Here is a 24,728-nt window from a genome sequence, read left to right as displayed (position 1 = left end):
GATGAGCAAAGCCCCGGACTGCACCCAAGAATCTGAAAATATGAACTAAATATTATCAGTACATCGGGATGCTCCAGTTTTTTTAGAAATTCCGACTTAAAAACTATGATTTTGTGTCCCGTATTTGGACACATTCAAGATGGCACCCAGAAAATTAAACGATTCCAAAATACTATCGTGATCTGTTTCTGGACTGCATGGCGAGAAAGAGTCCTGGACTGGCTGAGTTTCGCAGCTTCCGCACGGGTCGCAACCTGGCGCTCGGTGTGGAGATACCCTCGAAATTTCCAGAGGAATGCTTTCCGGCAAAACCAAAACGTCATCCTTGGAGCGAATGCTCGTTTTTGAGCCCCAAGCCACTCACAGGCCGCCCTTCATCGACCATGGGCGGCCAAGGCTTGCCGCCGTGATGAATACGGGTATGAAGTTTGCTAGTACTATTATGGTTCCGACATTCCTGGAATTCATCTGATTAATGAAGTGCTGGCTACTATACGGTATCCTCACTCATTCACGTATCCAGTCCCGCCGGAAGCCCCTCCATTCCGCGAAGAAGCGATCCACTGCCCGCGTCCGACCTTATCGCCGCCGCGGCCAGCTTTTCCCTATCACCCTCAACCACCAAGGAGAGGTGCGCTCATGCGGAAAATCGTCATTCTCGGAGCCGGGACCGCCGGCACAATGATGGCCAATCGGTTGTGCGAAAACCTGCGCACGGAAATCGATCAGAACAAGATCAGCGTAACCATCGTGGATGAGGACCGCGTCCACCTCTATCAGCCCGGTCTGCTGTTCCTTCCCTTCAGCATGTACCGGTCCAAGGAGGACGTGCTCAAGCCCCGGGACGTGTTCCTGCCCTCTGAGGTCAAATTCATCGTCTCCAAGATCGAGAAGGTCGATCCTGATGCCAGGAAGGTGGTGATGAAGAAGGGAACCATTGACTACGACCTGCTGATCATCGCCAGCGGTTCGCGCTGCGATCCCACGGAAAACGAGGGTCTGCTGGGGCCGAACTGGCAAAAGTCCATCTTCGACTTTTACACCCTGGACGGAGCCCTGAAGCTGCAACAGGCCATGCGCTCCTTCAAGGGCGGCAGACTCGTGCTCAACGTGGCAGAAATGCCGGTGAAATGTCCGGTGGCTCCGCCGGAATTCGTGATGCTTTCGGACTGGTACTTCCATGAGCGAGGCATCCGGGACAAGGTGGAAATCGTCTTCGCCACCCCGCTCAGCGGCCCCTTCACCAAGCCCCTGGCTTCCCAGACCCTGAAGTACGTCTGTGAGGAGAAAAACATCAAGATCATGCCGGATTTCGCCCTGAGCCACGTGGACAACGAGAACAAGCGCATCGTGTCCCACGACAAGCGGGAAATCGACTTCGATCTGCTGGTGTCCATCCCGACCATGAAGGGCGCCCAGTTCATCATCGATTCAGATATGGGCGATCCCCTGGGCTGGGTGCCCACGGACAATCACACCCTGCAAAGCAAGAACTTCCAGGACATCTTCGTCATCGGCGACGCCACCAACGTGCCCACGTCCAAGGCCGGTTCCGTGGCCCACTTTGAAAGCGAAATCCTGATCGAGAACATCCTGCGTCATCTGGACGGCTTGGAGCCGCTGCCCAAGTTCGACGGACATTCCAACTGCTTCATCGAGTCCGGATTCGGCAAGGCCCTGCTCATTGACTTCAACTACACCCAGGAGCCGCTGCCCGGAAAGTTTCCCCTGCCCGGAGCCGGGCCCTTCACCCTGCTCAAGGAGACCAAGATGAACCACTACGGCAAGATGATGTTTCGCTGGGCCTACTGGCATCTTTTGCTCAAGGGCAAGGACCTTCCGGTTTCCCCGTTCATGACCATGGCCGGCAAGGAAATGCCCGGCTCCATCACGGCCTAGAGGAGGTGGACCATGACCATGGAACAACACGTGGAAACACTGGCGTCTTTAGAGCGGAAGCTGGACGATGTCTCCAGGATGGCCAGGGAGATGATGCTGCGCAACGAGATGACCCAGGATCTGGCCCGGGATCTGAACATCGTGGGCAATGCCGCGATGTTCTCCCTGCAGGAAGAGCTGGAATTGGAAAACGTGAAGGTGGACGGCCGAGAACTGCGCCAGATGCTGATCCTGTTTCTGAAGAACATCCACAACATCAACTACGCCATGCGTCAGCTGGAGGCAGTGGCCGAGTTGGGCAAGGAATCCTACGACACGCTGCGCGGCTTGATGATGGACTACATTGAAAAAGCCACGGAATGGGAACAAAAGGGCTATTTCCGATCCGCCCAGCAGTCCGCGGACATTATGGCCAAGATGTACGAGACCATGCCCAAGGATACTCTGGATCGCCTGGAAAAATCCGCCCCGGAGATCGTCGGTCTGCTCGCGGACCTGGCCGACCCCGAAATGATCAAACAAACCCGCCAACTGATCCGCTTCCAAAAAATCCTCATCCCCGCCCTCGCGGTAGCCTGGATCGTGCCAGTAGGCATGTTGTTGCTGCTGCTCCTGAAATGATCGACCGGCCCCCCCCGTGCTCTCCCCGGCGCGCGAAGCGCCGGCGGGGGCACGGGAGTAGGCTGCAACGCACTGAAACACCTTGGAATCATGGCAGTTGCCCTCGTATTCGCGATAGAAAAACGGCAGCCCGGTATCCCTGGCCACCAGCAAGGCAAGCCCGACTTGGCGAATCCACTAGGGGCCCTCTTAGCTTTTACCCGTCGCGCAATCCGCGGGGTGATGCGTGGTTTGCCTTTGGCGAGGGCTCGCACTGGAACCGTAAACTGTACCGTTCCGAATGCCGTCAGCGACCGTCTGCCAGATGGTGCGCCACGTGGAGCGGGGGATGCTTGATGAAGGTTTCGTCGCGCAGATCCTGGAACGCCTGTTCCAGTTCCTGCCTGGTGTTCATGACGATAGGGCCGCGCCAGGCAATGGGTTCGTCCAGGGGCCTGCCCGTCAGAAGGAGCATCCGCAGGGGCTCTTCCCCGGCGACCACCGCCAGTTCGTCCCCGTCGCCGAACAGCACCACCTGCCGGTTGGCCACGGACGTGCCGTTCACGGTGCCCGCTCCGCCGATCACGTAGATGAAGGCCGTGAAGCCGCGCCGGGTGGGATGGACGAATTCCGTGTTCGGCGGGATGGTGCAGTCCAGGTATTCCGGGGCCACCACCACGTCGTCCACCGGGCCGGAAACAGCGCCCACGGTTCCGGCGATGATCTTGATCCGCACGCCGTTTTCGGTTTCAACCTCCGGGATGTCCGCGGCCGTGATATCCCTGTATTGCGGCTCGATCATCTTTTGATCCGCCGGAAGGTTGGCCCAGAGCTGGAATCCGTGCATGGAACCGTGGGCGTCGCCCTTGGGCATTTCCTGGTGAATGATCCCGCTTCCGGCGGTCATCCACTGGACGTCTCCCGAAGAGGTGATTCCGGTGTTGCCCAGGCTGTCGCCATGTTCCACATCGCCCTTGAGCACGTAGGTGATGGTTTCGATTCCCCGGTGCGGATGCCAGGGAAAGCCTTTCAGGTAGTCCTCGGGCCGGTCTGAACGGAAGTCGTCCAGCATCAGAAACGGATCGAACAACTCCGCCTCGTAGTACCCAAAAGCGCGGTGCAGCTTCACGCCCGCCCCTTCGGTGATCGGCTCTCCGAAAAATACCTGCTCGATGGATCTGCGCATTTTTGAACCTCCTGGAATGACGGTGGGATGGCCTTTCAAGTCCTTACCCCCAAGAATATAAAATGGGCACTCTCACCCTGGGTGGCAAGTCTTGAATCAGGTTCCCGTCAGTTCAAGGCTATCAACCCCACTCCGGCGACCATTAGGGCCGCGCAGAGAAGTTTGCGGGTGAGGTCTTTTTCGCCGAACATGACGTGACCGAAAAGAACCCCGAAGACCACGCTCATCCGTTTGATGGAAACCACGTAGGCCGCCAGGGTCAGGGTCAAGGCCCACATCTGGAGCACCAGGGCCAGGGAGCCGAACAGCCCGACCAGGAAAAGCGCCCGAAAGTTCCGCCGTAATTGGCGGAGTGGACGCCGGGACTTGATCAGGACCACCGGCGAAAGGCCAAGACTCATGGCCATGAAAAAGCAGAACAGCCAGAACGCCGGCGAGGAGTTGATCACGCCGACCTTGTCGATGTTGGCGGTGAAGCTCCAGATGAAGGCCACCAGGAGCATGACACGGGGGCCGGGATCGTTCCACAGAGCCCGAAAAGGGGCCAGCAAACTTATCCCGCTGTTGGCTCCGAGGCTTGCAGAGGTTGGTCTGAGGTTCAACAGGTAGGCCCCGGAAATGATCAGGAGCATGCCCAGTCCGCCCCAGCGATCAGGAAATTCGCCCAGGATCAGCGGCGAGGTGATCAGCATGAACAGCGGGGTGAAGGTGAGCATGGGCAGGGTCAGGGACAACTCCGAAGCCTTGATCGCCCGCATGTAGAGGGTCACGGCGACCAGGTTCAGGGCAACCCCGGCCGCAAGGGCCCAGCCGAAGTCGCTTCCGATGGCCGGAATACCCTCCCACCAGAGGTACGCCCCGGTTAGGGGCAGGGCGAAAACGCAGTAGGACCACGCCAGAAGATATTCGTCTCCCAGGATCAGCTGCCCCTTGCTCAGCGCGTCCTTGATCGCCTCGAAAAAGGCCGTGCCCAATGCCAGTACGGCCCAGAGCATCGCAATCGCGGGTCAGCGGAAAAAGCCGAGCAGGCCGATGAAGCCCAAAAATCCCAGGTAGCCCATATAGCGTAGCGGACCTGGCGCTCCCCAGGCCCCGAACGCGGCGAAGGCGGCAAAGGCGCTGAACATGGGCTTGAAGAAGCCAAGCAGTCCGAGCACGCCGAGGACGCCTGAAAGATGAATCATCCTGTTGAGTTCCATGTCATCCTCCTTGTTTTCGTCTGAAAGCTGGTATCTCCTCAGCACATCTTGTGTCCCTTCTTGCTCCGGCAAATCGGGGTCGGGGTCGCTATCGGTATCGGTATCGGAACGGAATAAAATAGAACGCACCCCACCCTTTTCGATCCCGATCCCGACTCCGACTCCGATTCTGATCCCGGCAACGGCACTACTTCGTACTGAGCAGTTACGACGGCTGTAGATTGTTGGGAAGTCGCGCCTGCTGGTCCGAGCCGTCGTTGGCCACACCGCCGATGCAGTGTCCGTCCCAGGAGGCGTCGTCCTCCACGGGCTCCACGTGAATGGTCAGACTGGTGTTGTTCAGCCGCGACTCGACCAGGTGTTCGATCCTGTCGCACAGTTCATGCGCTTCCTGGACGCTGCACTCTCCGGGCAGCAGCAGGTGCACGTCGATGAACCGCCGGGAGCCGGACTTGCGGGAGCGCAGACCGTGGAACGGAGCGTCCGGGGCCTGGGCTTGCAGGGCCTCGGTGATGATTTGGATTTCCTCGGCCGGCAAGGTTTGATCCATCAACCCGTTCCAGGAGCGGCGCAGCAGGTCCACGCCGGCGCGCAAAATGTTCACGGCCACGGCCATGGCGATCAGGGGATCGAGAAAGAGCCATTCCTCCGGGGCGAGGATGATCACTCCGATACCCACGACCACGGCCAGCGAGGTCCAGACGTCGGTCATCAGATGCTTGGCGTCGGCCTCCAGGGTGATGCTGTCGTGCTTGCGCGCGCCGTGCATCAGAACCCTGGCCGCGCCCAGGTTGATGGCCGCGGCCAGGACCAGAACCGCAATGCCCCAGCCCAGGCTGTCCAGGGGGACCGGGGCGAACAGGCGCTGGACCGAGGTGATGAAGATGGTCGCCGCGGCCACGAGGATCAGGGTCCCCTCGACACCGCTGGCAAAGTACTCCACCTTGTCGTGGCCGTAGGTGTGCTGCTTGTCCGCCGGACGGGCCGCGATGAGCAGCGCGATGAAGGCGATCAGCCCGGCCACGAGGTTGATCACGGACTCCGCGGCATCGGAAAAGATGCTCACCGAGCCGGTCATCCAGAAGGCCCCGAACTTGAGGGCCATGGTCACCAGGGAGGCGGCCACGGACACCAGGGCGTAGCGGGCGGGGGTTTGCAGCAGGGACATGCGAGGTCTTTACAGGACGAGCGCGGGTGCTGTCTAATGGACACCGTTCAGAGGGCAGGACGGAGTTGTTCTCGGGCCTCGGGGCTGCCCCAATCGGTATCGCTATCGAAATCGCTATCGAAATCGATTTCTGATGAATTTCCGATTTCGATCACGATTTCGATTTCGATTGATGCGGGTACTCCCTCTGGAGACGAGCCTTTCCGCTCATTCCCAAGCTCCAGCTTGGGAACCAGTGAAAGAGTATCAGCGACAAGCCAAGGAAGGGTGAACATCATGCACGAACTGCACGGAAAAACCTTGCTGCTCACCGGCGCGTCCATGGGCATCGGGCGGGCCTTGGCCGTGGCCCTGGCCAAGGAAGGGGTGAATCTGGTGATCAACGCCCGGAGCACGGACCCGCTGCGGGAGACGCGGGAATTGTGCGCCGGACGGGGCGGGGAGTCCAAGGCCGTGGTGGAGGTCGTGGCCGGCGACGCCTCCAAGGCCGAAACCGTTGCCGCCATGGTGGGAGCGGCTCGAAAAATTGGCTATTTCCAGGGGTTCATCCACGCTGCCGGCATTCTGCATCCGGGACCGTACGTCTGGGAGTTGTCGGACACGGACTTTCTGACCGTGTTCCAGGCCAACGTCATGGCCGCCCATCAACTGATTCGCGGCTGCCTGCCGCTTCTTCTGAAACAAGGCGAGGGGCTGGCGGTTTTCTTCGGCTCCGGCGCCGCGGAAAAGACCCAGCCGGGCATCGCGGCCTATTGCGCGGCCAAGGCCGCGGAAGAGCATCTGGCCCGCCAGCTGGCCGCCGAGGCCCCGACAATCACCACTTTTGTCTACCGGCCGGGGATCGTGGAAACCCGGATGCAGGCTCAGGCCCGGGAATCCGAGGGCGGCGCGGCGAGCCAGCTCCAGTCCGTGTTCCGACCCTGGAAGGAGGAGGGGCGATTGATGACCCCGGAACAGTCCGCCGCCGGGTTGGTCCGATTGCTTGCCGGGAACCCGCGCCGCCTGCACGGCAGGACCTGGGACGTGCGGGACCTGTAAGTCCGCAGACGCGGGAACGAAAGGCGGCGGTTATGCGTTTGGCGGTGCTCTCGGACATCCATGCCAACCAGGAGGCCTTGCTGGCGGTCCTGGCAGATCTGCGAACCCAATGCCCGGACGCCGTGATCAATCTCGGCGACGCCGTGGGCTATGGACCGGACCCCAATGCCGTGGTCCATCTGCTGCGCCGGGAAGGCATTTCCTGCATTCAGGGCAACCACGAACAAGGAGTGCTGTTCCCGGAAAAACGCGACTGGTTCAATCCCACGACCCGAAAATCCCTGGAGATCACCCTGGGACTGCTCAGTCCGAAAACCATCACGGTGCTGGGCACATGGCCCATGGCCATCCAGCGGGAAACGTTTCTCGCTGTGCACGGTTGCCCTCCGGACGATCCTTTCGACTATCTTTTCGAATACGAACCAGAGACCCTGCCCGAGCTGTTTGCCGCCTTTTCTCAGAAGGTCTGCTTCGTGGGCCACACCCACATGCTCCATCTGGCATCTTGGGACGGCCATGAAGCCACGCTGGACGAAATCGAACCCGGGACATTCCGCCTGGACGAGGGACGACGCTTCATCATCAACGTGGGCAGCGTGGGGCAGCCCCGGGACGGAACCCTCGCGGCCAAGTACGTGCTCTGGGACTCCGACCGGGCGTTGCTGGACGTGCGCGCCGTGCCGTATGACGCCGCGTTGACCATTGCCAAGATCGAGGCCCTGGAGTTTCCGGAAGTCAACGCGCGGCGTTTGCGGGAGTAAGCATGCGTTTCATGGACGGCCACGAGATTCTGGGTCTGTTGGGCCAGGGCGGGATGAGCCGGGTGCTCAAGGTCCGGTCCGCGCTGGACGGCCGGATTTGCGCCTTGAAGCTGCTGCGCCCCCATCCGCACCTGGCGGACCTGCTGGGCTTGGAGGAAATCCAGCGGCGGTTCCAATTTGAAGCCGGGGTCCTGGCCCGCACGGACCATCCCCACGTGGTCCGGCTGCTGGGACAACGACTTGAGGGCGCGCGGTGGTATATGCTTTTGGAGTACCACTGCCGCACGGTGGGCGAGTGGATCGGCGAAAGCCCGCTGGTGGAGGAGCCGAGCCGTCCCCTGCGCCCGGACCTGGCCCTGGAGGTGGCCCGACAAACGGCGTCGGCCCTGGAGGCCCTGCATGGCCAAGGTCTTGTGCATCGGGACGTGAAACCGGCGAATCTGCTCCTGGACGGCCGGAAACGGGTCAAATTGGCGGACTTCGGCCTGTCCAAGCTGCGCGGCGAAAGGGAGGTCCGCCCGAGCCAGCTGATGGTCGGCAGCCCGTTCTACGCTCCGCCGGAGCAGGAGCGTGATCCGGAGAGCGTGGACCAGCGCGCCGACTGGTACGCCTTGGGCGTGGTCCTGTACCGGATGATTTCCGGAGGGCTGCCCGGGGAAAATTGGGATTGGTCGCCGATAATCCGGGAATTCGGCGCGAAAGGGGGCGGATTTCTGGGCCGCATGCTGGCCTCGAAACCGGCCGAGCGCCCTGCCGGTGCCGCTGAGGTCCTGGAGGGCTTGGACGCCATGGCGCGGTACTGGAGAATACACCGGGAGGCCGTCTGTCGAATGCGCTGGGAGGAACATGCCCGGACGGCTCGCCGGGGCGCGCGCGATGAAAAACCGCGCGAGCAACCGCGCAAGGTCGGCGGGCACGACGCCCGGGAGATGTTCATGGTGGACGCCTTGTGGCGGCCGGTCCGCCCAAAGGCGAAGCGATACGTGGTCGAGCGGGAGACGGTTTCCGATCCGGACGCGGGCCGACTTTGGCAGCGGTCCGGGTCCGCGGAGCCCCTGGAGTGGGGCGCGGCGCGGGAACACGTCCGTCGGCTCAACCGGGAGCGCTGGGCCGGGCGGTCCACCTGGCGGCTGCCCACGGTAGACGAACTGCTCACCTTGCTGGAACCGGACGCCCCGTTGGACGACTTCTGTCTGCAACCCCTGTTCGATCGCCGCCAGCTCCGGCTTTGGAGCGCGGACCGGCGAACCTTCATCGCGGCCTGGATCGTGGATGTGGAGTCCGGCTACCTGGGCTGGCAGGATTTTACCTGTCCGGCCTTTGTCCGGGCGGTCAGCACGGTTCCGGACTGACCATCGCTTTTGATCTCCTCCGAGCTATTCCAGCAACGGCAGAGGGTCCACCCACATGCCCAGGACGCTTAGTCCGAAATGCAGATGCGGCCCGGTGACCCGTCCCGTGGCCCCCACCTTGCCGATGACCTGCCCGGCAATGACGGTGTCCCCCTCCTGAACCAGGATTTCAGACAGATGGATGTACTGGGTGACCACGCCCAGGCCGTGGTCGATATAGATGGAGCGGCCCGCGAAATAGTGATCGCCCGCCAAAACCACCTCGCCGTTGCTGAAGGCCCGTACCGACGTGCCCTCCGCGCCGCGCAGGTCCACCCCGCGATGCGGGGCCCGGGACTGGTCGTTGAAAAATCGGCGCAGGCCAAAGGCGCTGGACACGCTGCCCTGGACCGGTCGGACAAAGGGCTGTTCCCAATATCGCATGGGCGTGACCCGCTCCAAAGCGGCCCGAACGGCCCCACGTTCCTGCTCGATCCGGGGCATCAGCGAGGCATCCGGAGAGACCATCTCCCGGGATACCCGCAGTCGCTGTTCTGGAAATTCCCGGGCATGGACCAGAACGTCATGGGCAAACACGTGCTGCCCTCCAGCCGTGGAAACGGTCCCGGTAAGTCGGTGCGTTCCCGGCGGAGTCTCCAGATCGACGCCCAGCAAGGCTACCGCTATCCGGCCCTGTTCGCCTTTCGTGGCGACGAGGCCAAGGTCGTTGTCCAGCCAGCGCAGGCTTGCACTTTGAAAATCCTCCGGCCCGGAAAACCGGACCAAAAACGGCATGCCCACGCCCACCTGGTCCGGGGCCTGAATGTGGACCTGGGATTGGACGTGTCCGTGCGCATGGGCCGTGACCGCCGTCAGAGCGAACAACAGCATTCCAAGGGCCACCACCCAACCCGCACCCCAACGCTTGATTCCGAACCGTTGCATTATTCTCCTCGTTCCGTGTTCAAAAGACAGGCAGGGCAGGCACGGGGACCTGCCCCTACGGGTCCATTGTTTCCACCCGCGCGACGATGGTCCCGGATCGGGGTACGATCCGCAACAGATCGCCCTGGCCCACGTCACGGGCGTCCCGAACGTAGTTTCCGGTCCGTTCCGACTGGACCAGACAAAATCCCTTTTCCAAAGGCCGCTCCGGATTCAGACCGCTCATGACGGTTTCCAGCTTGGCCAACTCGTGATCCCGGACACGAACGGCTTCCCGGCCCGCGGCCAGAAGCTCGTGCAGGCGCTGGTCCAGCACCGCTTGCCTGGCGGCCCAAGACCGGGCGTCCATGGTTCTGGTCAGGTCCGAAGCCGCCTGGGCCAGGGCGGACCGGCGCTCCCGGAGCATGGCCCGGCCGCTGCGAAGCAGATCGCGCTCCAGCCCGGCCAATCGCTCCAGGGCCCGCAACACCCGCACCCTGGGAGAAAGCCAGGACAGGGCCTTTTCCTGCCCGACCAGCAGGGCCTCCTTGCGGCGCAGCAGCTCCCGGGCCGCGGTTTGCAGTCGGTTTTCCAGCTCGTCCACGGTCTGGGCCAGTTCCCGCCGCTCCGGCCACAGGAGTTGGGCCGCATGGCTGGGCGTGGCGGCGCGGACGTCCGCGGTCAGATCCGCGATGGTCGTGTCCACCTCGTGGCCGATGCCCGCAAGCACCGGGATTTCGGAGATGAAGACCGCCCTGGCCAGGTCCTCGTTGTTGAAGGCCCACAGGTCTTCCAGGGAGCCGCCGCCCCGGATCAGCACGATCACTTCGGCCCAGCCCTGGATATTGGCCTCTTGCAAGGCCTGGATAATCTGACCGGGAGCCTGGTCGCCCTGGACCAGGACCGGATGCACGCGGATGGACGCGCCGAAGCCGCGTTCGTCGGCCAGGCACAGAAAGTCCCGCAAGGCCGCGCCGCCAAGGGCCGTGATCACCGCGATCCGCCGGGGATGCGACGGCAAAGGGCGCTTGCGGGCCGGATCAAAATATCCTTCCGAGGCCAGCCGCTTCTTCAAGGCCTCGAAGGCCACGTACAGCGTTCCCAAACCCTGATCCTGAACCATCTCCACCACGAGCTGGTAGGCACCCCGCGGCGCGTACACGGTCAACCGCCCGACGCAAATCATCTCCTGACCATCGGCCAGGACATCCCGGACCGCCGCGGGCTGCCACTGTTGGGACTTGAACCAGACCGCGGCCAGCGTCGCCTCGCCGTCCTTCAGGGTGAAATAGACGTGCCCGGACCCCGGTCGAGCCAGGTTGGAGACCTGCCCCCGCACCCAAACCAACGGAAACTCCCCCTCCAGCGTGGCCTTCACGGCCAGGGTCAGTTCACGGACGGAGAAAATGTGGGCCATGGGTCAGATGTCTCGCTGCAGCGCATTTGGAATCGGCTGATCCAGCCTGTCAGGGTTGGCGTGAATCCATTGCAACAAGGCGTCCAAGAGCAGCTCCACGTCGTCAATATGATCCCGACAAATCCGAAACAGCTCCTCGTCGTCGATTTCACTGTAAAAATGCGTCAGCCTGTTTCTGTAACCGGCCAGGATGCGGAGCAGGTCGCGATGCGGCACTGAAAGAACGCCTCGCTCTCCCAAGATGACCGCGATCTGTTTGTATTCCAGGCTGGGTTGGGCAAAGGTTTTGGCCGTGATGTGCCGCCCAAGATCGAACAGCGCCTCCAGAGCCCGGCGCAGATTGGATTCCGCGGCCGCGGCATTGCGAGGATCTTGGAAAAATAGCTCCCTGGATTGCAGCGGCAATTCCCGAATCCGGGAGAGCATCCTTCGGACCCACTCAACACGGGAGAGCACGACGGAGGAGCGCATCTTATCCGGCGACATGGCCAGCCTCCGGGTGAAGTACTTGTTGGATGCGCTCCCTTTGAAACGGCAGCAGATCACCGGCCCGAGCCAAAACATAGAGTTCCGTCTCCGCCTCCTGGTCCTCGTCCCGGCAATAGACCCGTTCCCCCTGAATGATCTCCACGGCCAGGAACGGATCACAACGCCAAACATCCACCACGTCGACCCGATCCACGTCCAGAATATCCTCCAGGGCCATGCCCAAGCGAATCATGCCCCGCAAATCCGGATGTGCGCCGCCTCGAAAGGTCACGCCCACATCCACGTCGGATCCCGGATGCTCGACCACGGCTTGCCCGCCTCGCAACCTGAAGGCCATTTCCTTGGCACGGCTGCCGAAAAAATAGACCGCGTTCACACCGTAACGCTCGGCCAGTGCGGACAAGGCTTCTGTAAGCATGGTCGTCACTCCAATTGCCGCCCATTCCAGGACGGAATGATTTATTCGAGGTCCAGCCCCCAATCTTCAAGAATCCCCCGCCACCACAACCGGACCTGATTATCCAGGTCGTCCAGAGCCAGTTCGGTGCGTTCTCCGGTCTTGCGGTTCTTGGCTTCCAGGACGCCCCGGGCCGCGCCTTTTTCGCCCAGGATGAGCTGGCCGGGGATGCCGATGAGGTCGGCGTCCTTGAATTTTACACCGGGCCGTTCATCCCGGTCGTCCAGAAGCACCTCGAAGCCCAGGGCCTCCAGGCGGTCATGCAGGTCTCCGGCCTGTTGCACCAGTTCCGGGTTCTTGCCGCCCAGGAGGATCAGCTCGATTTGAAAGGGCGCGATGGGCGGCGGGAACAGGGCGCCGTTGTCGTCGTGGTTCTGCTCCAGGCAGGCGGCCATGATCCGGCTGACGCCGATGCCGTAGCAACCCATGATGATCAGCTGTTCCTTGCCGTTCTCGTCCAGGTACCGCGCGCCCATGGCCTCGCTGTACTTGGTGCCCAGCTTGAACACGTGGCCCACTTCGATGCCCTTGGGCAGTTCCAGGGCCGCGCCGCAGCGCGGGCAGGGGTCCTGGGCCGTGACCTGGCGCAGATCCACGTACCCGGCAATGGCGGCGTCCCGGGTCAGGTCCACATGCCGCAAGTGCGCGTCGGCCTTGTTGGCCCCGACGATCCAGTCCCGACGCAAGCCCACTTCCCGGTCCGCCCAGATGGCGTCCACATGCAGATCCACCGGCCCGGCAAAGCCCACCGGCGCACCGGTCCAGGCCTGGACCTGCTCCGGCGTGGCCAGGTTCAGTTCATTGGCGTTCAGGACGTTCTTCAACTTGATTTCGTTCAGCTCCCGGTCCCCGCGCACCAGGGCGGCCACGGGGCGGCCGTCGGCCTCGTAAAGCAGGGTCTTCAGAATGGCCTGGGGGCCGACCCCCAGAAACGCCGTGACCTCCTCCACGGTGTGCTTGCCCGGCGTGGAAACCGGTTCCGTAGGCGGGCATTCCCCGTCATCGCCTTCGCCCCGGACCACGGCCTCGGCCTTTTCCAGGTTCGCGGCAAACTCGCAGGCCGTGCACACGGCGATGGTGTCCTCCCCGGTGTTGGCCAGGACCATGAATTCGTGGGAAAAGCTCCCGCCGATGGCCCCGGAGTCCGCCTCCACGGCCCGGAAGGTCATTCCGAAGCGGGTGAAGATGCGCATGTAGGCCTCGTACATGGCCCGGTAGCTCTTGTCCGCGCCCGCGTCGTCCCGGTCAAAGGAATAGGCGTCCTTCATGATGAATTCCCGTCCACGCATCAGCCCGAACCGGGGTCGGATCTCGTCCCGGTACTTGGTCTGGATCTGGTACAGGTTCACGGGCAACTGCCGATAGGAGCGAATTTCCCCGCGAATCAGATCCGTGATGACCTCTTCATGGGTCGGCCCCAGGCAGTAGTCCCGGCCATGCCGGTCCTGAATGCGCAGCAACTCCTTGCCGTACACAACCCAGCGTCCCGACTCCTTCCAGAGGTCCGCCGGCTGGACCATGGGCATGAACACCTCCAGTGCCCCGGCCCGGTTCATCTCCTCGCGCACGATCCGGGCCACCTTGTCCAGGCAGCGCAGCCCCAGGGGCAGGTAGGTGTAGATCCCGGAGGTCAGCTTGCGGATCATGCCCGCGCGCATCAACAAACGATGACTGACCACCTCGGCCTCGGCCGGGTGTTCCTTCAGGGTCGGCAGGTAGTAGTTGTTCCAACGCATGATGAGATTCCTTTTCAAGGTTCAGGATTCAGGGTTCGAGTCGCCCTCCGCTCCGCCAAAAACGCATCCAGCTCGCGCAGGAATTCCGGCAGCAGTTCGTCCCGGCCGCGGACCTTGCGCAGGATTTCGCCGCGGCGGAAGATCAGGCCGCAATCCCGGCCGCCAGCTAGGCCGATGTCCGCCTCCCTGGCTTCGCCGGGTCCGTTGACCACGCAGCCCATGACGGCCACGGTGAAGACCTCGGTCACGCCGTCCAGGCGGCGTTCCACCTCTTCGGCCAGGTCCTGGAGGTCGATTTCGGTCCGGCCGCAGGTGGGGCAGGAGATGATTTCCGGACCGCGCTGGCGCAGGCCCAGGCTGCGCAGGATTTCCCAGGCCGCGCGGACTTCCAGGACCGGGTCCGCGGTCAGGGAGACCCGCAGGGTGTCGCCCAGGCCTTCCCAGAGCAGGATGCCCAGGCCGACGCCGGATTTCACCGCGCCCCGGAGCAGGGTTCCGGCCTCGGTGATCCCGATGTGCAGCGGGCAGTCCAGCTTTTCAGCCAGAAGGCGATAAGCGGCCACGGTCCGGGGGACAGAGGAGGATTTCAGGGAGATCTTGAAATTGTCGAAGCCGCGCTGCTCCAGCAGGGCCGCGTGGCCCAGGGCGCTGGCAACCATGGCCTCGGGCGTGGCCCCGCCGTATTGGCGCAGCAGCTCCTTTTCCAGGGAGCCGCCGTTGACGCCGATCCGGATGCAGGCTCCGTGAGCCTTGGCCGCGTCCACCACCCGGTCCACGTTGGCCTTGGCGCCGATGTTCCCGGGGTTGATGCGCAGCCCCTGCAGCCCGGCTTCCAAGGCCCTCAGGGCCAGACGGTGGTCGAAGTGGATGTCCGCGATCAGCGGCACCGGGGCGGCGGCCTGGATTTGCGGCAAAACCGCGGCGGACGTCTCGTCCGGCACGGCCAGACGCACGAACTCGCACCCGGCCTCGGCCAGCCGGGCGACCTGGGCCAAGGTCGCTTCCGCGTTCCGGGTGTCCGTGTTGGTCATGCTCTGGACCCGGACCGGATGCGCGCCGCCCATGGCCACTTTGCCCAGAGAGATGGTCCGGGTGGAACGACGGCGGGGGGTGAGATCAGAGGGCGAGGAGGTCATCGTGGGGGGAAACTCCCTGGATTGTCGGTTGCTGTCCGACCAGTGTACCGTCATGCTTGGCGAAAACCGTTTATCTACGCGGAGTTCGCCCGGAGGTAAACCTCCGCTCTTCATCTTTGACTGCCACCCTGAGACGCCTGTTCAGGCACCGGTTGCCAATCGGTGAAGAGCACCAATCGAAATCGAAATCGCTATCGAAATCGATATTATTTTCAAAATAGGCTGTCGTTCCAACGCCTGAGGCGGGTGTTGACATTTCCAGGCATGTTTGCTTGCCTTCGCAACCTCATGAAAGGTGAACCTTGATGTCCCTTGGGCGTTGTCCGGGAGAAGTCCATGCTCAACAAACCACGGCTTGACTTTATGATGCGATACTGCCTGCTCCTTGTGGCGTTTATCCTGGTCCTCGGCTGCGAGCGCGGCGAGGATGTCCGGTCCGTGGACTTCACCAAGACCGTGACCGTTGCTTCCCCGCCGGATCAGCCGCCGGATCGTCCGGTATTGCGCATGGCCGTGGGGGCCATGATCTCGCCCAAGGAGACCCATGAAATCTACCTCCAACTCCTGGCCTACATCAGCACGAAGCTGGACATGGAGCTGGAGTTCGTCCAGCGCAAAACCTACGCCGAGGTGAACGAGCTTCTGGGACTTCAGGAACTGGACCTGGCCTTTATTTGCTCCGGCCCTTACGCCCTGGGCCGGGACGAGCACGGGTTCGACCTCCTGGCCACCCCGATCGTCCAGGGGGACCACCATTACTATTCCTACCTGATCGTCAACCGGGACAGCCCGTTTCAGTCCCTGGAGGACCTGCGCGGCAAGACCTTCGCCTTTACGGACCCGGACTCCAATACCGGTCGGCTGGTCCCGACGTATTGGCTGGCCCTGATGAGCGAACGGCCGGAGACGTTTTTTCGGGACGTGATCTATACCTACAGCCATGACAATTCCATCCAGGCCGTGGCCCAGAGGCTGGTGGACGGCGCCGCGGTGGATAACCTGATCTGGGACTACTACGCCCGGAAAAACCCCGTCCACACGTCCCAAACCCGGATCATCAAGCGTTCCGAGCCCTTCGGCATTCCCCCCGTGGTGGTGGCCAAGTCCATGTCCGAAGACCTGGCCCGGCGCATCCGGGAACTGCTCCTGACCATGCACCAGGACCCCGAAGGCGCGGTCATTTTGGATGAACTGCTCATCGAACGGTTCGTCCGCGCCGATGACGCCTGGTACGCATCCATCCAGGAACTGCATGACACGGTGCGCACGGCACGGGAGCCGGAAAACCCATGAAGCCCCGCTCCCTCAAGGGAACGCTGTTGGTCGCCGTGACCGGACTCATGGCGTTGAGCACGCTGTTGGTGGCCTTGCTGGCTTCGCACCGCTACGCTCAGAGCCTGGAGCAGACCCTGGCCGCCCAGGCCGAAAACGTGGGCCGCGCCTTGGCCGCGGAAGCGGCCGACCTGGTCCTGGTCAACGACCTGGTCAGCCTGCGCAACATGCTGGAACGCCATCGCGTCGCCCACCCTTCCCTGACCTACCTGTTCGTCGTCCGCGAAGGCCGGGTATTGGCCTCGACCTTTGGTTCGGAAGTTCCCGAGGATCTCCTGGCCTTCAACCTCCCGGAGCAGCTTTCCGGAGAGGAAACGGCCCTGCAACGCATCGTCTCCGAAACCGGGCGACGGCATCTGGACATGGCCCTGCCCATCTTCGACGGTCATGCCGGGATATTGCGCTTGGGCGTTTCCGAGGAGCATCTGCGCGGCGAGGTGCGTGATCTCTGGGCGTCCATCGGCATCCTGGCCTTGCTGACCCTTGTGCCGGCCCTGGCCGGGGGGATGTTGTTCCTGAACCGGATGACCCGGCCCTTGCTGGCCTTGGTCCAGGCGGCCCAGGCGTATGCGCCGGGCCGGAGTCAGCCGCCGCTGCCCATCAAAGGGCAAAAGGAAATCGCGGTCCTGGCCGAGGCCTTCAACACCATGACCAGCCGGATCGACGAATACACCCGGCGTTTGGAGGATCAGGCGGCCAAGCTGGAACAGGCCCAAAGTCAACTCCGGGCTTCCTGCGAGATCGTACGGAACGTCTCGGCCCTGGCTTCCCTGCCGGAGGTCGCGGGGTATCTGATCCGGCGGACACAGGAGATTCTCCACTGCAAGGAAGCCAACGTCCTGGTCTTCAGCCCGGACAGGGAGATGTTCTTCATGCTTACCACGGAGGAAGCGCGCAAGGTGACGGACCCGGAGGCCGCCGCGGCGGCCGTGGCCCTGCTTCAGGGCATGGAACCGATCCACCAGCCCGAGACTCCGGTGTTCCGACCGCCGATGATTTCCGAGGCCCAGGCAAGGCTTCCGGGCCAGTCCATTCTGCCCCTGCATCACGAGGACAGCCTGTGCGGGGCGATGATCGTGGGCTGCGTGAAGAAGTGCGCCTGCAGGCCCCGGGACCTGGAATTGGTCAGCCTTGTCCTGTCCCAGGCCGCGGGAACCTTGCGCCGTGCCGCGCAACAGGAAGTGGAGGCGGAGAAATTCCAGGTTCGGCAGGACGCACGGGCCGGATTCATGGGCATCATCGGCCGCGACCCCAAGTTGACCCTGATTTTCCGGCTGATCGAGGACGTGGCGGCCACGGACGCCACGGTCCTGATCCAGGGAGAGTCCGGCACGGGCAAGGAGTTGGTGGCCAGGGCGATCCACGACCTCAGTCCGCGCCGGGACAAGCCCTTCGTGGTCATCAACTGTTCGGCCTATCCGGCCACTCTGCTGGAAAGCGAGCTGTTCGGCCATGAACGAGGCGCGTTCACCGGGGCCCTGAAGCAGCGTCCGGGGCGGTTCGAGCAGGCCGACGGCGGGACCGTGTTTCTGGACGAGGTCGGCGAAATCAGCGCCTCGGCCCAGGTCAAGCTGCTGCGCGTACTCCAGACGCAACGCTTCGAACGGGTCGGCGGGGACCGGACCGTGACCGTGGACGTGCGCATTGTCGCGGCCACGAACAAGAATTTGCTGGAGGAGGTCAAGGCCGGGCGGTTTCGGGAGGATCTCTATTACCGCTTGGACGTGATCCCCATTCAGCTTCCGCCCCTGCGGGAACGCGGCAACGACGTGGCCCTGCTGGCCGCTCATTTCCTGCGCCGTTTCAGCGCGGAGCAGCACAAGGAGATCACCGAGATCAGCCCCAGGGCCATGCGTCTGCTGCTGGACTATCCCTGGCCGGGCAATGTCCGGGAACTGGAAAACGTGGTGGAGCAGGCCACGGTTCTGGCCAAGTCCAGGGTCATCACCCCGGAGGAATTGCCGACCCGGCTCAAGGCCGGCCCGGAGCCGTTCCAAAGCGCCGCGCCCACGCTGGAGGAACAGGAGCGGGCGATCATCCTGCAAGCCCTGGAATCCTGCTCCTGGAACAAAAAGCTGGCCGCCCAACGCCTGGCCATCGGCCGCAGTACGCTCTACGCCAAGATGAAAAGGCTGGGGATTACCGTTCCGGAAGGGGCGTAACCTTGACGGAGCCGGTGAACTAGGCCGGTGAACCAGGTCGGTTAACCCGGATCGGCGTCGAGGAGCGAATCCCGCAGCACCTCCACCGGATGGCTGACCGGGATGTCGTCCATGTGTTGGAATTGCAGGCGGCAGCTCAGGCATTCGGTGAGGATGGCTTCGGGCCGGTGGGCCCGGATTTTGTCCATCAGCGGCGCGCCCAGTTGCAGGCTGGGCTGGTGGAACGGCTTTTTGTAGCCCATGATTCCGGCCATGCCGCAGCAGTTCAGGGTTCCGGTGAGCGGGGCGACGTCGAGTCCGGGCACGTTGCGCAGCAGTTCCAGAAAAGGATACCCGATCTTCTGTTCCCGAAGGTGGCAGGGCGGGTAGTAGACCGCCCGCCTGGAGACGGCCCGGGTCATCGCCGGAAAGCGGCCCTCTCCGTACAGGGACGCCAGATATTCTCCAAGATCAAAGGCGTGCTCGCCCACCGCGATGCGCTGGAGCGGATCGAGACTCGAAAATTGGCCCTTGTCCTGGAGAATCGATCCGTAGGTGGCCCGGCGCAGAACCACCATGTTCCCCTCCCGGGGACCGCTGACACCCATACCCACGGGGATGCGCAGCGATTGCCCGTCACCGCCCGCTTTGTCCTGATAGGCGTCCGAGTAGTAGGCTCCTTCGCGCAGGAGCTGCTTGAAAAAATAGCCGCAGGTCGGGCAGGAGCAGACCAGATCGAATCCAGCGGCCACATGCTCGGCCATCCAGCGCAGATTGCGCGAGACCAGCCCCAGGGCCATGTCCCGGTCTCCTTCCAACAGCGGGGGCATGCCGCAGCACGCCCCGTCCGGGTCGTTCACGGCCGAAAGCACTTCCACGCCGCAGCCTTCCAGAACCTCCACCGCGGCCCGGGCCACCTCCGGGAACAGATAGCGGGCCGTGCAGCCCGGAAAGTAGACCGCCTTGCGCACGGCGTGGCCCGGTTTGTGTTTTGGAGGGACCTGTCGACGGCGGACCCAGGCGTCGAAATTCTCCCGAGGCACGGCGGGCAGGGGCCGATCCGGGTGAATATCCAAGGCGCGCTTGATCAGGGCCGAGGTCGCCGGAAGGGAGGTCGCCAGGCCGCTCAAGCGTGGAAACGCGCCGCACAGCTTCCCGATCCGACCCACGTCCTGCAGCATCCGCGTTCCGAAGGGCAGCCCGTCCCGCTGGCCATACGCAGCCTTGGCCGCCATGATCTCCCGCCGGATATCCACGCAGGGACACAGCCCGCAAAGGTTGCACAAATCAGCCAGACGCCGCGCCTCGGCAGCGGTGATGCCTCCTCCCTGCTCGCGCTTGCGGTCGTGCAGACGAAACAGTTCCGGCAGAAACAAGCAGGCGTCCTCGATGAAATGCCGACAATCCTCACAGGAGCCGCAGGCCGTGATGACGTTCTGGATCAGCTTTTCCGGTACGTCCCGGGACATGAGTGTACTTTTTTCCTATGTATGTACAATTAGTTTAGAATCGCCACGGTCTGATCGGCATCACCCGTCGTCACCCTCCCTCCCGTGTTTCCCTTCCGAAACTTTCGGCTCGCGCGGCTTATTGAGGGCTAGACCTCACCGCTCGGACACCGCCAACTGCGCTCCAAGCCCGGCGAACGCCGCCGCGAAGCCACGACGCAGCCAGGCCTGGACGCGCGGCGATTCGATGACCGTGCGGCGAAACGCATGAGCCAGCAGCCCGTACACCACGAAAACCCCGAAGGTCATCGCCATGAACACGGCGCTGAGGCCGAACAACTGCAAAAGGGGCGCGCCGGCTTCGGCGGTGATGAACTGCGGCAGAAACGCCAGGAAGAAGATGGTCAACTTGGGGTTGAGGATATTCAGGAGAAACGCCTTGACGACCAGGCCCAGCGATCCGCCCTTTGCTCCAACGGGCTGCGCGGCCAGGTCCGATCGGTCGCGCCATGTGGCCACGGCAAGGTACAGCAGGTAGGCGACTCCGGCGTACTTGAGCACCTGGAACGCCAACGCACTGGTATGCATGACCGCGGCCAGGCCGAACACGGTTGCCAGCAGGTGAGGCACGATGCCCAGGGTACAACCCACCGAGGCGAAGAAAGCGGCCCGGCCCCCGTGCGCAAGCCCCGTGGAGACCGTGAATACGACGCCGGTTCCGGGGATGAGGATGACGATCAGCGATGTGATGAGGAATTCAGTGGTGAACATGCGAAGTAGTGTCCTTGAGGTCTACCGACCTGGATTACCGGGAACCTTGGAGGTAGCAAAAATGTTGTCCGGCGCCACGCCTTGATGATGCCCTCTACAAAGGCGGCAAGCCAAGCTCCCTCAGGTACCGGTTATGGGTCTCGGCGGCTTGGGCAATGCGCTTGTCGATGTCGGTCAGTTGCGCGTGAACGGCGGCCAGGTCGATTTCCGGCTCGGCTTCGGCCGATGGGTAATGCGGGCAACACTCGATAAAGCTCTTTCCTGCCACCCCCCTGCATCTCGAAACTCAGGAAACCGCAAGCCAAGCACCAGCTCTATCTTTTTCTGATTCTCTTGTTCACTCATCGCCAGGCAGCCTGTCCGGGTTTTGCAGGGTCTTCTTTTCCGCCGAGGCCAGTCGGCGCTCCACCTTTTTCACGTCCTCGGCAGGCGGCAGGCTTTCCGGGCGGATGCCGCGGCTGAGCAGAGTCTGGCGCACGGCCTCGTTGTTGGTAACGTGTTCGTGGGAAATGGCGGGCTCGTTGATCATTTGGTGCGCGCGGGCGTTGTGGATGGTGATTTCGGTGGCAAAGTCCTTGGCCTTGAGGATAATGGTGGGCGCGAAGTCGGCCAGGGGACGGTTGTCCGGTACCCGCCATTGCGCCTTCATCGCCTTGGTGTTTTTGCCGAACAGTGCGGTGTCGCCCTTGCTGCGGATCAGGGCGAAGTCCTGGTTGCCCCCGGTCTGCTCGAAGATGACCTGAGAGAGATCCTTTTCAGTGTCCGACAGTTTGCGGCGGGCCTGTACCCGTTCCGCCTCCAGCAGCCGCTGCTCGATCAACTCGGCTTTGCGGGTCTGTATGGCGAAGTAGGTCTGGGCAAAGGCAATTTCCGGCTTCCTCGGGTCGCCGTTCTGGGCGACGAGGTAGCAGGCGTAGCGGGTGAGCATTACGTCGCTGATCTCGCGTCGACTACCTGAACCCAGATCGACCATTTTCCCGACGTCGGCAAAATGGTCCCCGATGGCATGACCAGATATCTCGCAGGCGGTCTTGGCCTTGGAGATCACGCTCTGGAAATTGTCCCATTTGCCGTAGCCCAAGAGGTGTTGCAGGTCACGGGCCAGCCAGTACTCCACGCAGGTATCCGTCTCTTGGGCGTGCCCCTCGAAACTCTCGGTCATGGCGTGGATCAGGTCATTTTTCATTCGCCGCCCTCCTTTGTCACTCATACGCCTTCAACCCCGAAATCTCCCGCCCGCCTACTTTTTCAGGAGCGACGCCAGCATCACCAGCCGGTGTGGAGCCGCAGCGTAACACCGGTCTGAGTGCATGCAGTTGTTTAATGCATTTTTAATCGAAATAGGTTTCTTCGCATCTTTCTGTTATCTCGCTACGCATTTTTCCATCTTCTGGATCTCTTTCTTTTTTTATAAGCCCCATTTCTTGCAGCTTACTTGTCCTTTTTCCTACCATCTGATGCGTTGTATCAATAAGTGCGGATATTTCCCCAGCTCTCATTTTTCTTTTTTCTTCGTTAAGCGTCGTGACGATATCCAACTCTACTGGATCCAACATAATGTCTTTATTTAATTTTTCGACTTCTTCTTTGAAGTCATCTGACAGGTTGATAATTGTACATGTGCCCTCCATGCATTCTGGGCATCGCCACTTAAAAAGCTCAATACTTTCTTTTTTTTCTATAGGGTGGCAAAATCCACACAGGCCACATTTTATTGTTTGATTTTGCGAAAGGTATAAATGAATTGCTCTTGTATATTCAAAGCAGCGCTGAACAAAATAGTTTCTATATTCACGGCCTTCAGGATATCCCCAGTTCATCCTTTCACTTTCGCACAATCCAAGAAAAAGAGCGTAAACAATTACGTCTCTCCCTTCTTTATCACGCGTTGATTTATATCTTGACAAGAAAAAGTTTGATTCTAAGGAAGATAATATATACACTAAATCAGGATTTACGATGAAATGACTGGTCTGAGGATTTCCACCAAGTGCTTCGAAATACTTTCCACCAACTTCTTTATCAATTATTCTTTTCCTTACACTCCTGGCTTCGTCAATAATACATTTTAGAAGTTGTTGCTGATTGTGTCGATCTAGTTTGTTCTCAAAAGGCTCTAATGCATAACGATTGAGCCTATCAAAATATTTAGATATTGTATTTTCATAATACTTTCTAGAGGCTAATCTAATTGATGAAACTGTAATTTTGTCTCCCCTTGAAATTTTATCAAGAAAACAAATATGAAGAATGTGCCCCATTATTCTTGGAACGTTAAATGATGATTTAAATATCATTGTCATGTGGTCTTCGATAGAAACAGATGATGTAATATCAAAGTAGCTACCTAATGATTCTCCAAATACAGAAAATCTTGTTGAAAGTAACCTATGTGCATATTCAGAAGCTGCCCGCTCCATTTCCTGAACTTCAGTAGTCTCATATAATTCTGAAAAGTCTAGACTGATGGTATCCGTCTTGCTTGGATCAATTTTTCCGTAATAGACGCGACCTGGATAACCTGCCACCTTCAACTTGATCGTTTCATTACTTGAGTTGTTTAACGGTGACAGTACAACATCAACAAAAAGCCTTTGATCGACCAACCCTATCTCAGAAAAATCATCAAAAAATGCAACCAACCTTAATAATCCTGATTCTGAAATTAAAGTTTTTATTTCATCTAAAATCTCACTAAACGGGAATGATTTTAGTACGACATCTGAATATTCGTTATAGATATCACTATCATCTAGAGTTTTATCAAAGTCTGATAAAGAACCTGATGTTTCAGCATTTAACTCCAATTGATCGGGCGATATTTTTACACCAGCTTTTACGCCAACAGAGGTAGCACTTGATGATTCCTGCTGTTGCTTAATTCTCAACTGATTAGTGATTTTTTGAAGCACTGGTATTTCGTGCTTTTCCAGTCTGGCCTTTTTTACACGGACCCCAATTTCAGAAAGTGAACTTTTTAATTCGTCATACTGTTTTTTAAGCCCTCTCCATCGTTCAAGAAGTGTTAGCTTATCACAAGATTCTCCGATTTCTTTTAGAAGTTCAGCAATTATTTTTCCGAGCATAATTTTACGCAACATATGGGACCTATATGCTGTGTTTGATATGCCGATTTTGTCCAACTCTTCTTCAGGGATGTTAACCGCTTCGAGAACATCATAAATCGACTTTACATCGATATAAATTGTTATGACGTCTTTGCGTTTTCTCAATTCTGATTGAGCTTTAGCAAAAACTGTACTTTTCCCGGTACCCTTGCGACCAAGTAAAAAGGTAGTGTTGCTTGAAAGAACGGCCTGCAAAATAGCGCCGCCCGGCAAGGCATCTACATATAGGGCTCTTCCGCAGAATTTATGGGTTTGGCTTTGCGATGATTTTTCTATTTGAGCACATAGTCGAGGGCTGGCGTGGCGCTTGCGAGCGAGACCCCAAAAGTCTCGCGGCTGCAGGCGCCATGACAGCCCGGATTGTTGCACCTTTTGCAGGGACTTGAAAAAATGCATCCCGTACCTATTCCTGACTTGAAAAGTGTTCGAGGCTCATCAAGCAGGAAGGAGGAAACGGGATGCAGATCAAGACGGTTCTTCGACGTTGGACGTGGAAATGCTATGGAACGAGTAGTTCCCTGATGGGTGCTCCGATCAGGTAGATCACAGTGATGAATGTCATCTCGT

The 24,728-nt window shown here is 60.4% G+C and carries 23 protein-coding genes; 7 read left to right on the top strand and 16 right to left on the bottom strand.

Annotated features, from left to right (window positions below):
- Nucleotides 1-639 precede the first annotated feature (639 nt).
- Both sqr and AC559A_RS03775 read left to right on the top strand, forming a co-directional pair.
- Entirely contained in the window at nucleotides 640-1,899 is a 1,260-nt protein-coding gene (gene sqr / locus AC559A_RS03780) for a type III sulfide quinone reductase, selenoprotein subtype (RefSeq protein WP_028572648.1), read from the top strand.
- A 12-nt stretch (nucleotides 1,900-1,911) separates the two neighbouring features.
- Nucleotides 1,912-2,520 (top strand): hypothetical protein, encoded by a 609-nt coding sequence (locus tag AC559A_RS03775; RefSeq protein WP_028572647.1) that lies wholly within the window; start codon nucleotides 1,912-1,914, stop codon nucleotides 2,518-2,520.
- 286 nt (nucleotides 2,521-2,806) lie between these two features.
- Here AC559A_RS03775 and AC559A_RS03770 read toward each other — a convergent pair whose 3' ends face one another.
- The 5 genes from AC559A_RS03770 to AC559A_RS03750 form a co-directional block, all read right to left on the bottom strand.
- Complete coding sequence (locus tag AC559A_RS03770; protein WP_498816331.1) at nucleotides 2,807-3,685, bottom strand: pirin family protein; 879 nt, start codon at nucleotides 3,683-3,685, stop codon at nucleotides 2,807-2,809.
- Nucleotides 3,686-3,792: 107 nt separating this feature from the next.
- The gene (locus AC559A_RS03765) at nucleotides 3,793-4,680 is read right to left on the bottom strand and encodes an EamA family transporter (RefSeq protein ID WP_498816329.1); all 888 of its coding nucleotides are present in this window, start codon (nucleotides 4,678-4,680) and stop codon (nucleotides 3,793-3,795) included.
- Between the two features lie 12 nt (nucleotides 4,681-4,692).
- Nucleotides 4,693-4,884 carry a hypothetical protein gene (locus AC559A_RS03760; RefSeq protein ID WP_035261782.1) on the bottom strand — a complete coding sequence of 64 codons (192 nt, stop codon included), beginning with the start codon at nucleotides 4,882-4,884 and terminating at the stop codon, nucleotides 4,693-4,695.
- Between the two features lie 205 nt (nucleotides 4,885-5,089).
- Entirely contained in the window at nucleotides 5,090-6,052 is a 963-nt protein-coding gene (locus AC559A_RS03755; protein ID WP_035261779.1) for a cation diffusion facilitator family transporter, read from the bottom strand.
- Between the two features lie 47 nt (nucleotides 6,053-6,099).
- Entirely contained in the window at nucleotides 6,100-6,330 is a 231-nt protein-coding gene (locus AC559A_RS03750) for a hypothetical protein (RefSeq protein WP_498816327.1), read from the bottom strand.
- Here AC559A_RS03750 and AC559A_RS03745 point away from each other — a divergent pair.
- From AC559A_RS03745 to AC559A_RS03735, 3 genes are read left to right on the top strand one after another with little or no spacing between them, the layout of a single operon-like run.
- Nucleotides 6,329-7,090: an SDR family NAD(P)-dependent oxidoreductase gene (locus AC559A_RS03745; protein WP_498816325.1), complete on the top strand. Its 762-nt coding sequence runs from the start codon at nucleotides 6,329-6,331 to the stop codon at nucleotides 7,088-7,090. The two genes, AC559A_RS03750 and AC559A_RS03745, sit on opposite strands and share 2 nt — an antisense overlap.
- Before the next feature lie 32 nt (nucleotides 7,091-7,122).
- Nucleotides 7,123-7,851, top strand: coding sequence for a metallophosphoesterase family protein (locus AC559A_RS03740; protein WP_498816323.1), 729 nt, complete (start codon nucleotides 7,123-7,125; stop codon nucleotides 7,849-7,851).
- A 2-nt stretch (nucleotides 7,852-7,853) separates the two neighbouring features.
- A complete protein-coding gene (locus AC559A_RS03735; RefSeq protein WP_498816321.1) occupies nucleotides 7,854-9,203 on the top strand; it encodes a protein kinase domain-containing protein in 1,350 nt (449 codons plus the stop codon).
- A gap of 24 nt (nucleotides 9,204-9,227) precedes the next feature.
- Here the strand turns inward: AC559A_RS03735 and AC559A_RS03730 are convergent, their stop codons facing one another.
- Genes AC559A_RS03730 through ispG form a run of 6 tightly spaced genes read right to left on the bottom strand, consistent with a single transcriptional unit; the run spans nucleotide 9,228 to nucleotide 15,341 of the window.
- Complete coding sequence (locus AC559A_RS03730) at nucleotides 9,228-10,127, bottom strand: M23 family metallopeptidase (RefSeq protein WP_498816320.1); 900 nt, start codon at nucleotides 10,125-10,127, stop codon at nucleotides 9,228-9,230.
- Between the two features lie 55 nt (nucleotides 10,128-10,182).
- Nucleotides 10,183-11,523, bottom strand: a complete 1,341-nt coding sequence (gene xseA, locus AC559A_RS03725) for an exodeoxyribonuclease VII large subunit (protein ID WP_498816319.1) — start codon at nucleotides 11,521-11,523, stop codon at nucleotides 10,183-10,185.
- Between the two features lie 3 nt (nucleotides 11,524-11,526).
- Nucleotides 11,527-12,009, bottom strand: a complete 483-nt coding sequence (gene hepT, locus AC559A_RS03720) for a type VII toxin-antitoxin system HepT family RNase toxin (RefSeq protein WP_498816317.1) — start codon at nucleotides 12,007-12,009, stop codon at nucleotides 11,527-11,529.
- Complete coding sequence (locus AC559A_RS03715) at nucleotides 11,996-12,430, bottom strand: nucleotidyltransferase family protein (protein ID WP_498816316.1); 435 nt, start codon at nucleotides 12,428-12,430, stop codon at nucleotides 11,996-11,998. Before AC559A_RS03715 ends, hepT begins: the two co-directional genes overlap by 14 nt.
- 41 nt (nucleotides 12,431-12,471) lie before the next feature.
- Entirely contained in the window at nucleotides 12,472-14,205 is a 1,734-nt protein-coding gene (locus tag AC559A_RS03710) for a proline--tRNA ligase (protein WP_498816315.1), read from the bottom strand.
- 14 nt (nucleotides 14,206-14,219) lie between these two features.
- Entirely contained in the window at nucleotides 14,220-15,341 is a 1,122-nt protein-coding gene (gene ispG / locus AC559A_RS03705) for a flavodoxin-dependent (E)-4-hydroxy-3-methylbut-2-enyl-diphosphate synthase (protein WP_498816536.1), read from the bottom strand.
- 336 nt (nucleotides 15,342-15,677) lie between these two features.
- Here ispG and AC559A_RS03700 point away from each other — a divergent pair, with 336 nt between their 5' ends.
- A complete protein-coding gene (locus tag AC559A_RS03700) occupies nucleotides 15,678-16,634 on the top strand; it encodes a substrate-binding domain-containing protein (protein WP_498816313.1) in 957 nt (318 codons plus the stop codon).
- Entirely contained in the window at nucleotides 16,631-18,835 is a 2,205-nt protein-coding gene (locus AC559A_RS03695) for a sigma 54-interacting transcriptional regulator (RefSeq protein ID WP_498816311.1), read from the top strand. The genes AC559A_RS03700 and AC559A_RS03695 overlap by 4 nt, the downstream gene beginning before the upstream one ends.
- A gap of 41 nt (nucleotides 18,836-18,876) precedes the next feature.
- Here the strand turns inward: AC559A_RS03695 and AC559A_RS03690 are convergent, their stop codons facing one another.
- From AC559A_RS03690 to AC559A_RS03670, 5 genes are all read right to left on the bottom strand, one after another.
- On the bottom strand, nucleotides 18,877-20,283 hold the full coding sequence (locus tag AC559A_RS03690; protein ID WP_498816309.1) for a heterodisulfide reductase-related iron-sulfur binding cluster: 1,407 nt from the start codon (nucleotides 20,281-20,283) through the stop codon (nucleotides 18,877-18,879).
- Nucleotides 20,284-20,418: 135 nt separating this feature from the next.
- Complete coding sequence (locus tag AC559A_RS03685) at nucleotides 20,419-21,033, bottom strand: LysE family translocator (protein WP_028572634.1); 615 nt, start codon at nucleotides 21,031-21,033, stop codon at nucleotides 20,419-20,421.
- A gap of 94 nt (nucleotides 21,034-21,127) precedes the next feature.
- On the bottom strand, nucleotides 21,128-21,301 hold the full coding sequence (locus AC559A_RS03680; protein WP_498816308.1) for a hypothetical protein: 174 nt from the start codon (nucleotides 21,299-21,301) through the stop codon (nucleotides 21,128-21,130).
- Nucleotides 21,302-21,370: 69 nt separating this feature from the next.
- Nucleotides 21,371-22,219 (bottom strand): DNA damage-inducible protein D, encoded by an 849-nt coding sequence (gene dinD, locus AC559A_RS03675; protein ID WP_498816306.1) that lies wholly within the window; start codon nucleotides 22,217-22,219, stop codon nucleotides 21,371-21,373.
- A gap of 145 nt (nucleotides 22,220-22,364) precedes the next feature.
- Nucleotides 22,365-24,557 (bottom strand): hypothetical protein, encoded by a 2,193-nt coding sequence (locus tag AC559A_RS03670; RefSeq protein WP_498816305.1) that lies wholly within the window; start codon nucleotides 24,555-24,557, stop codon nucleotides 22,365-22,367.
- Between the last annotated feature and the right edge of the window lie 171 nt (nucleotides 24,558-24,728).

The organism is Desulfonatronum zhilinae, from assembly GCF_900182865.1.
GTDB classification, from domain to species: domain Bacteria; phylum Desulfobacterota; class Desulfovibrionia; order Desulfovibrionales; family Desulfonatronaceae; genus Desulfonatronum; species Desulfonatronum lacustre.
Note: the sequence above shows the minus strand (reverse complement) of the source record. Positions and strands in the feature narration are given on the sequence as shown.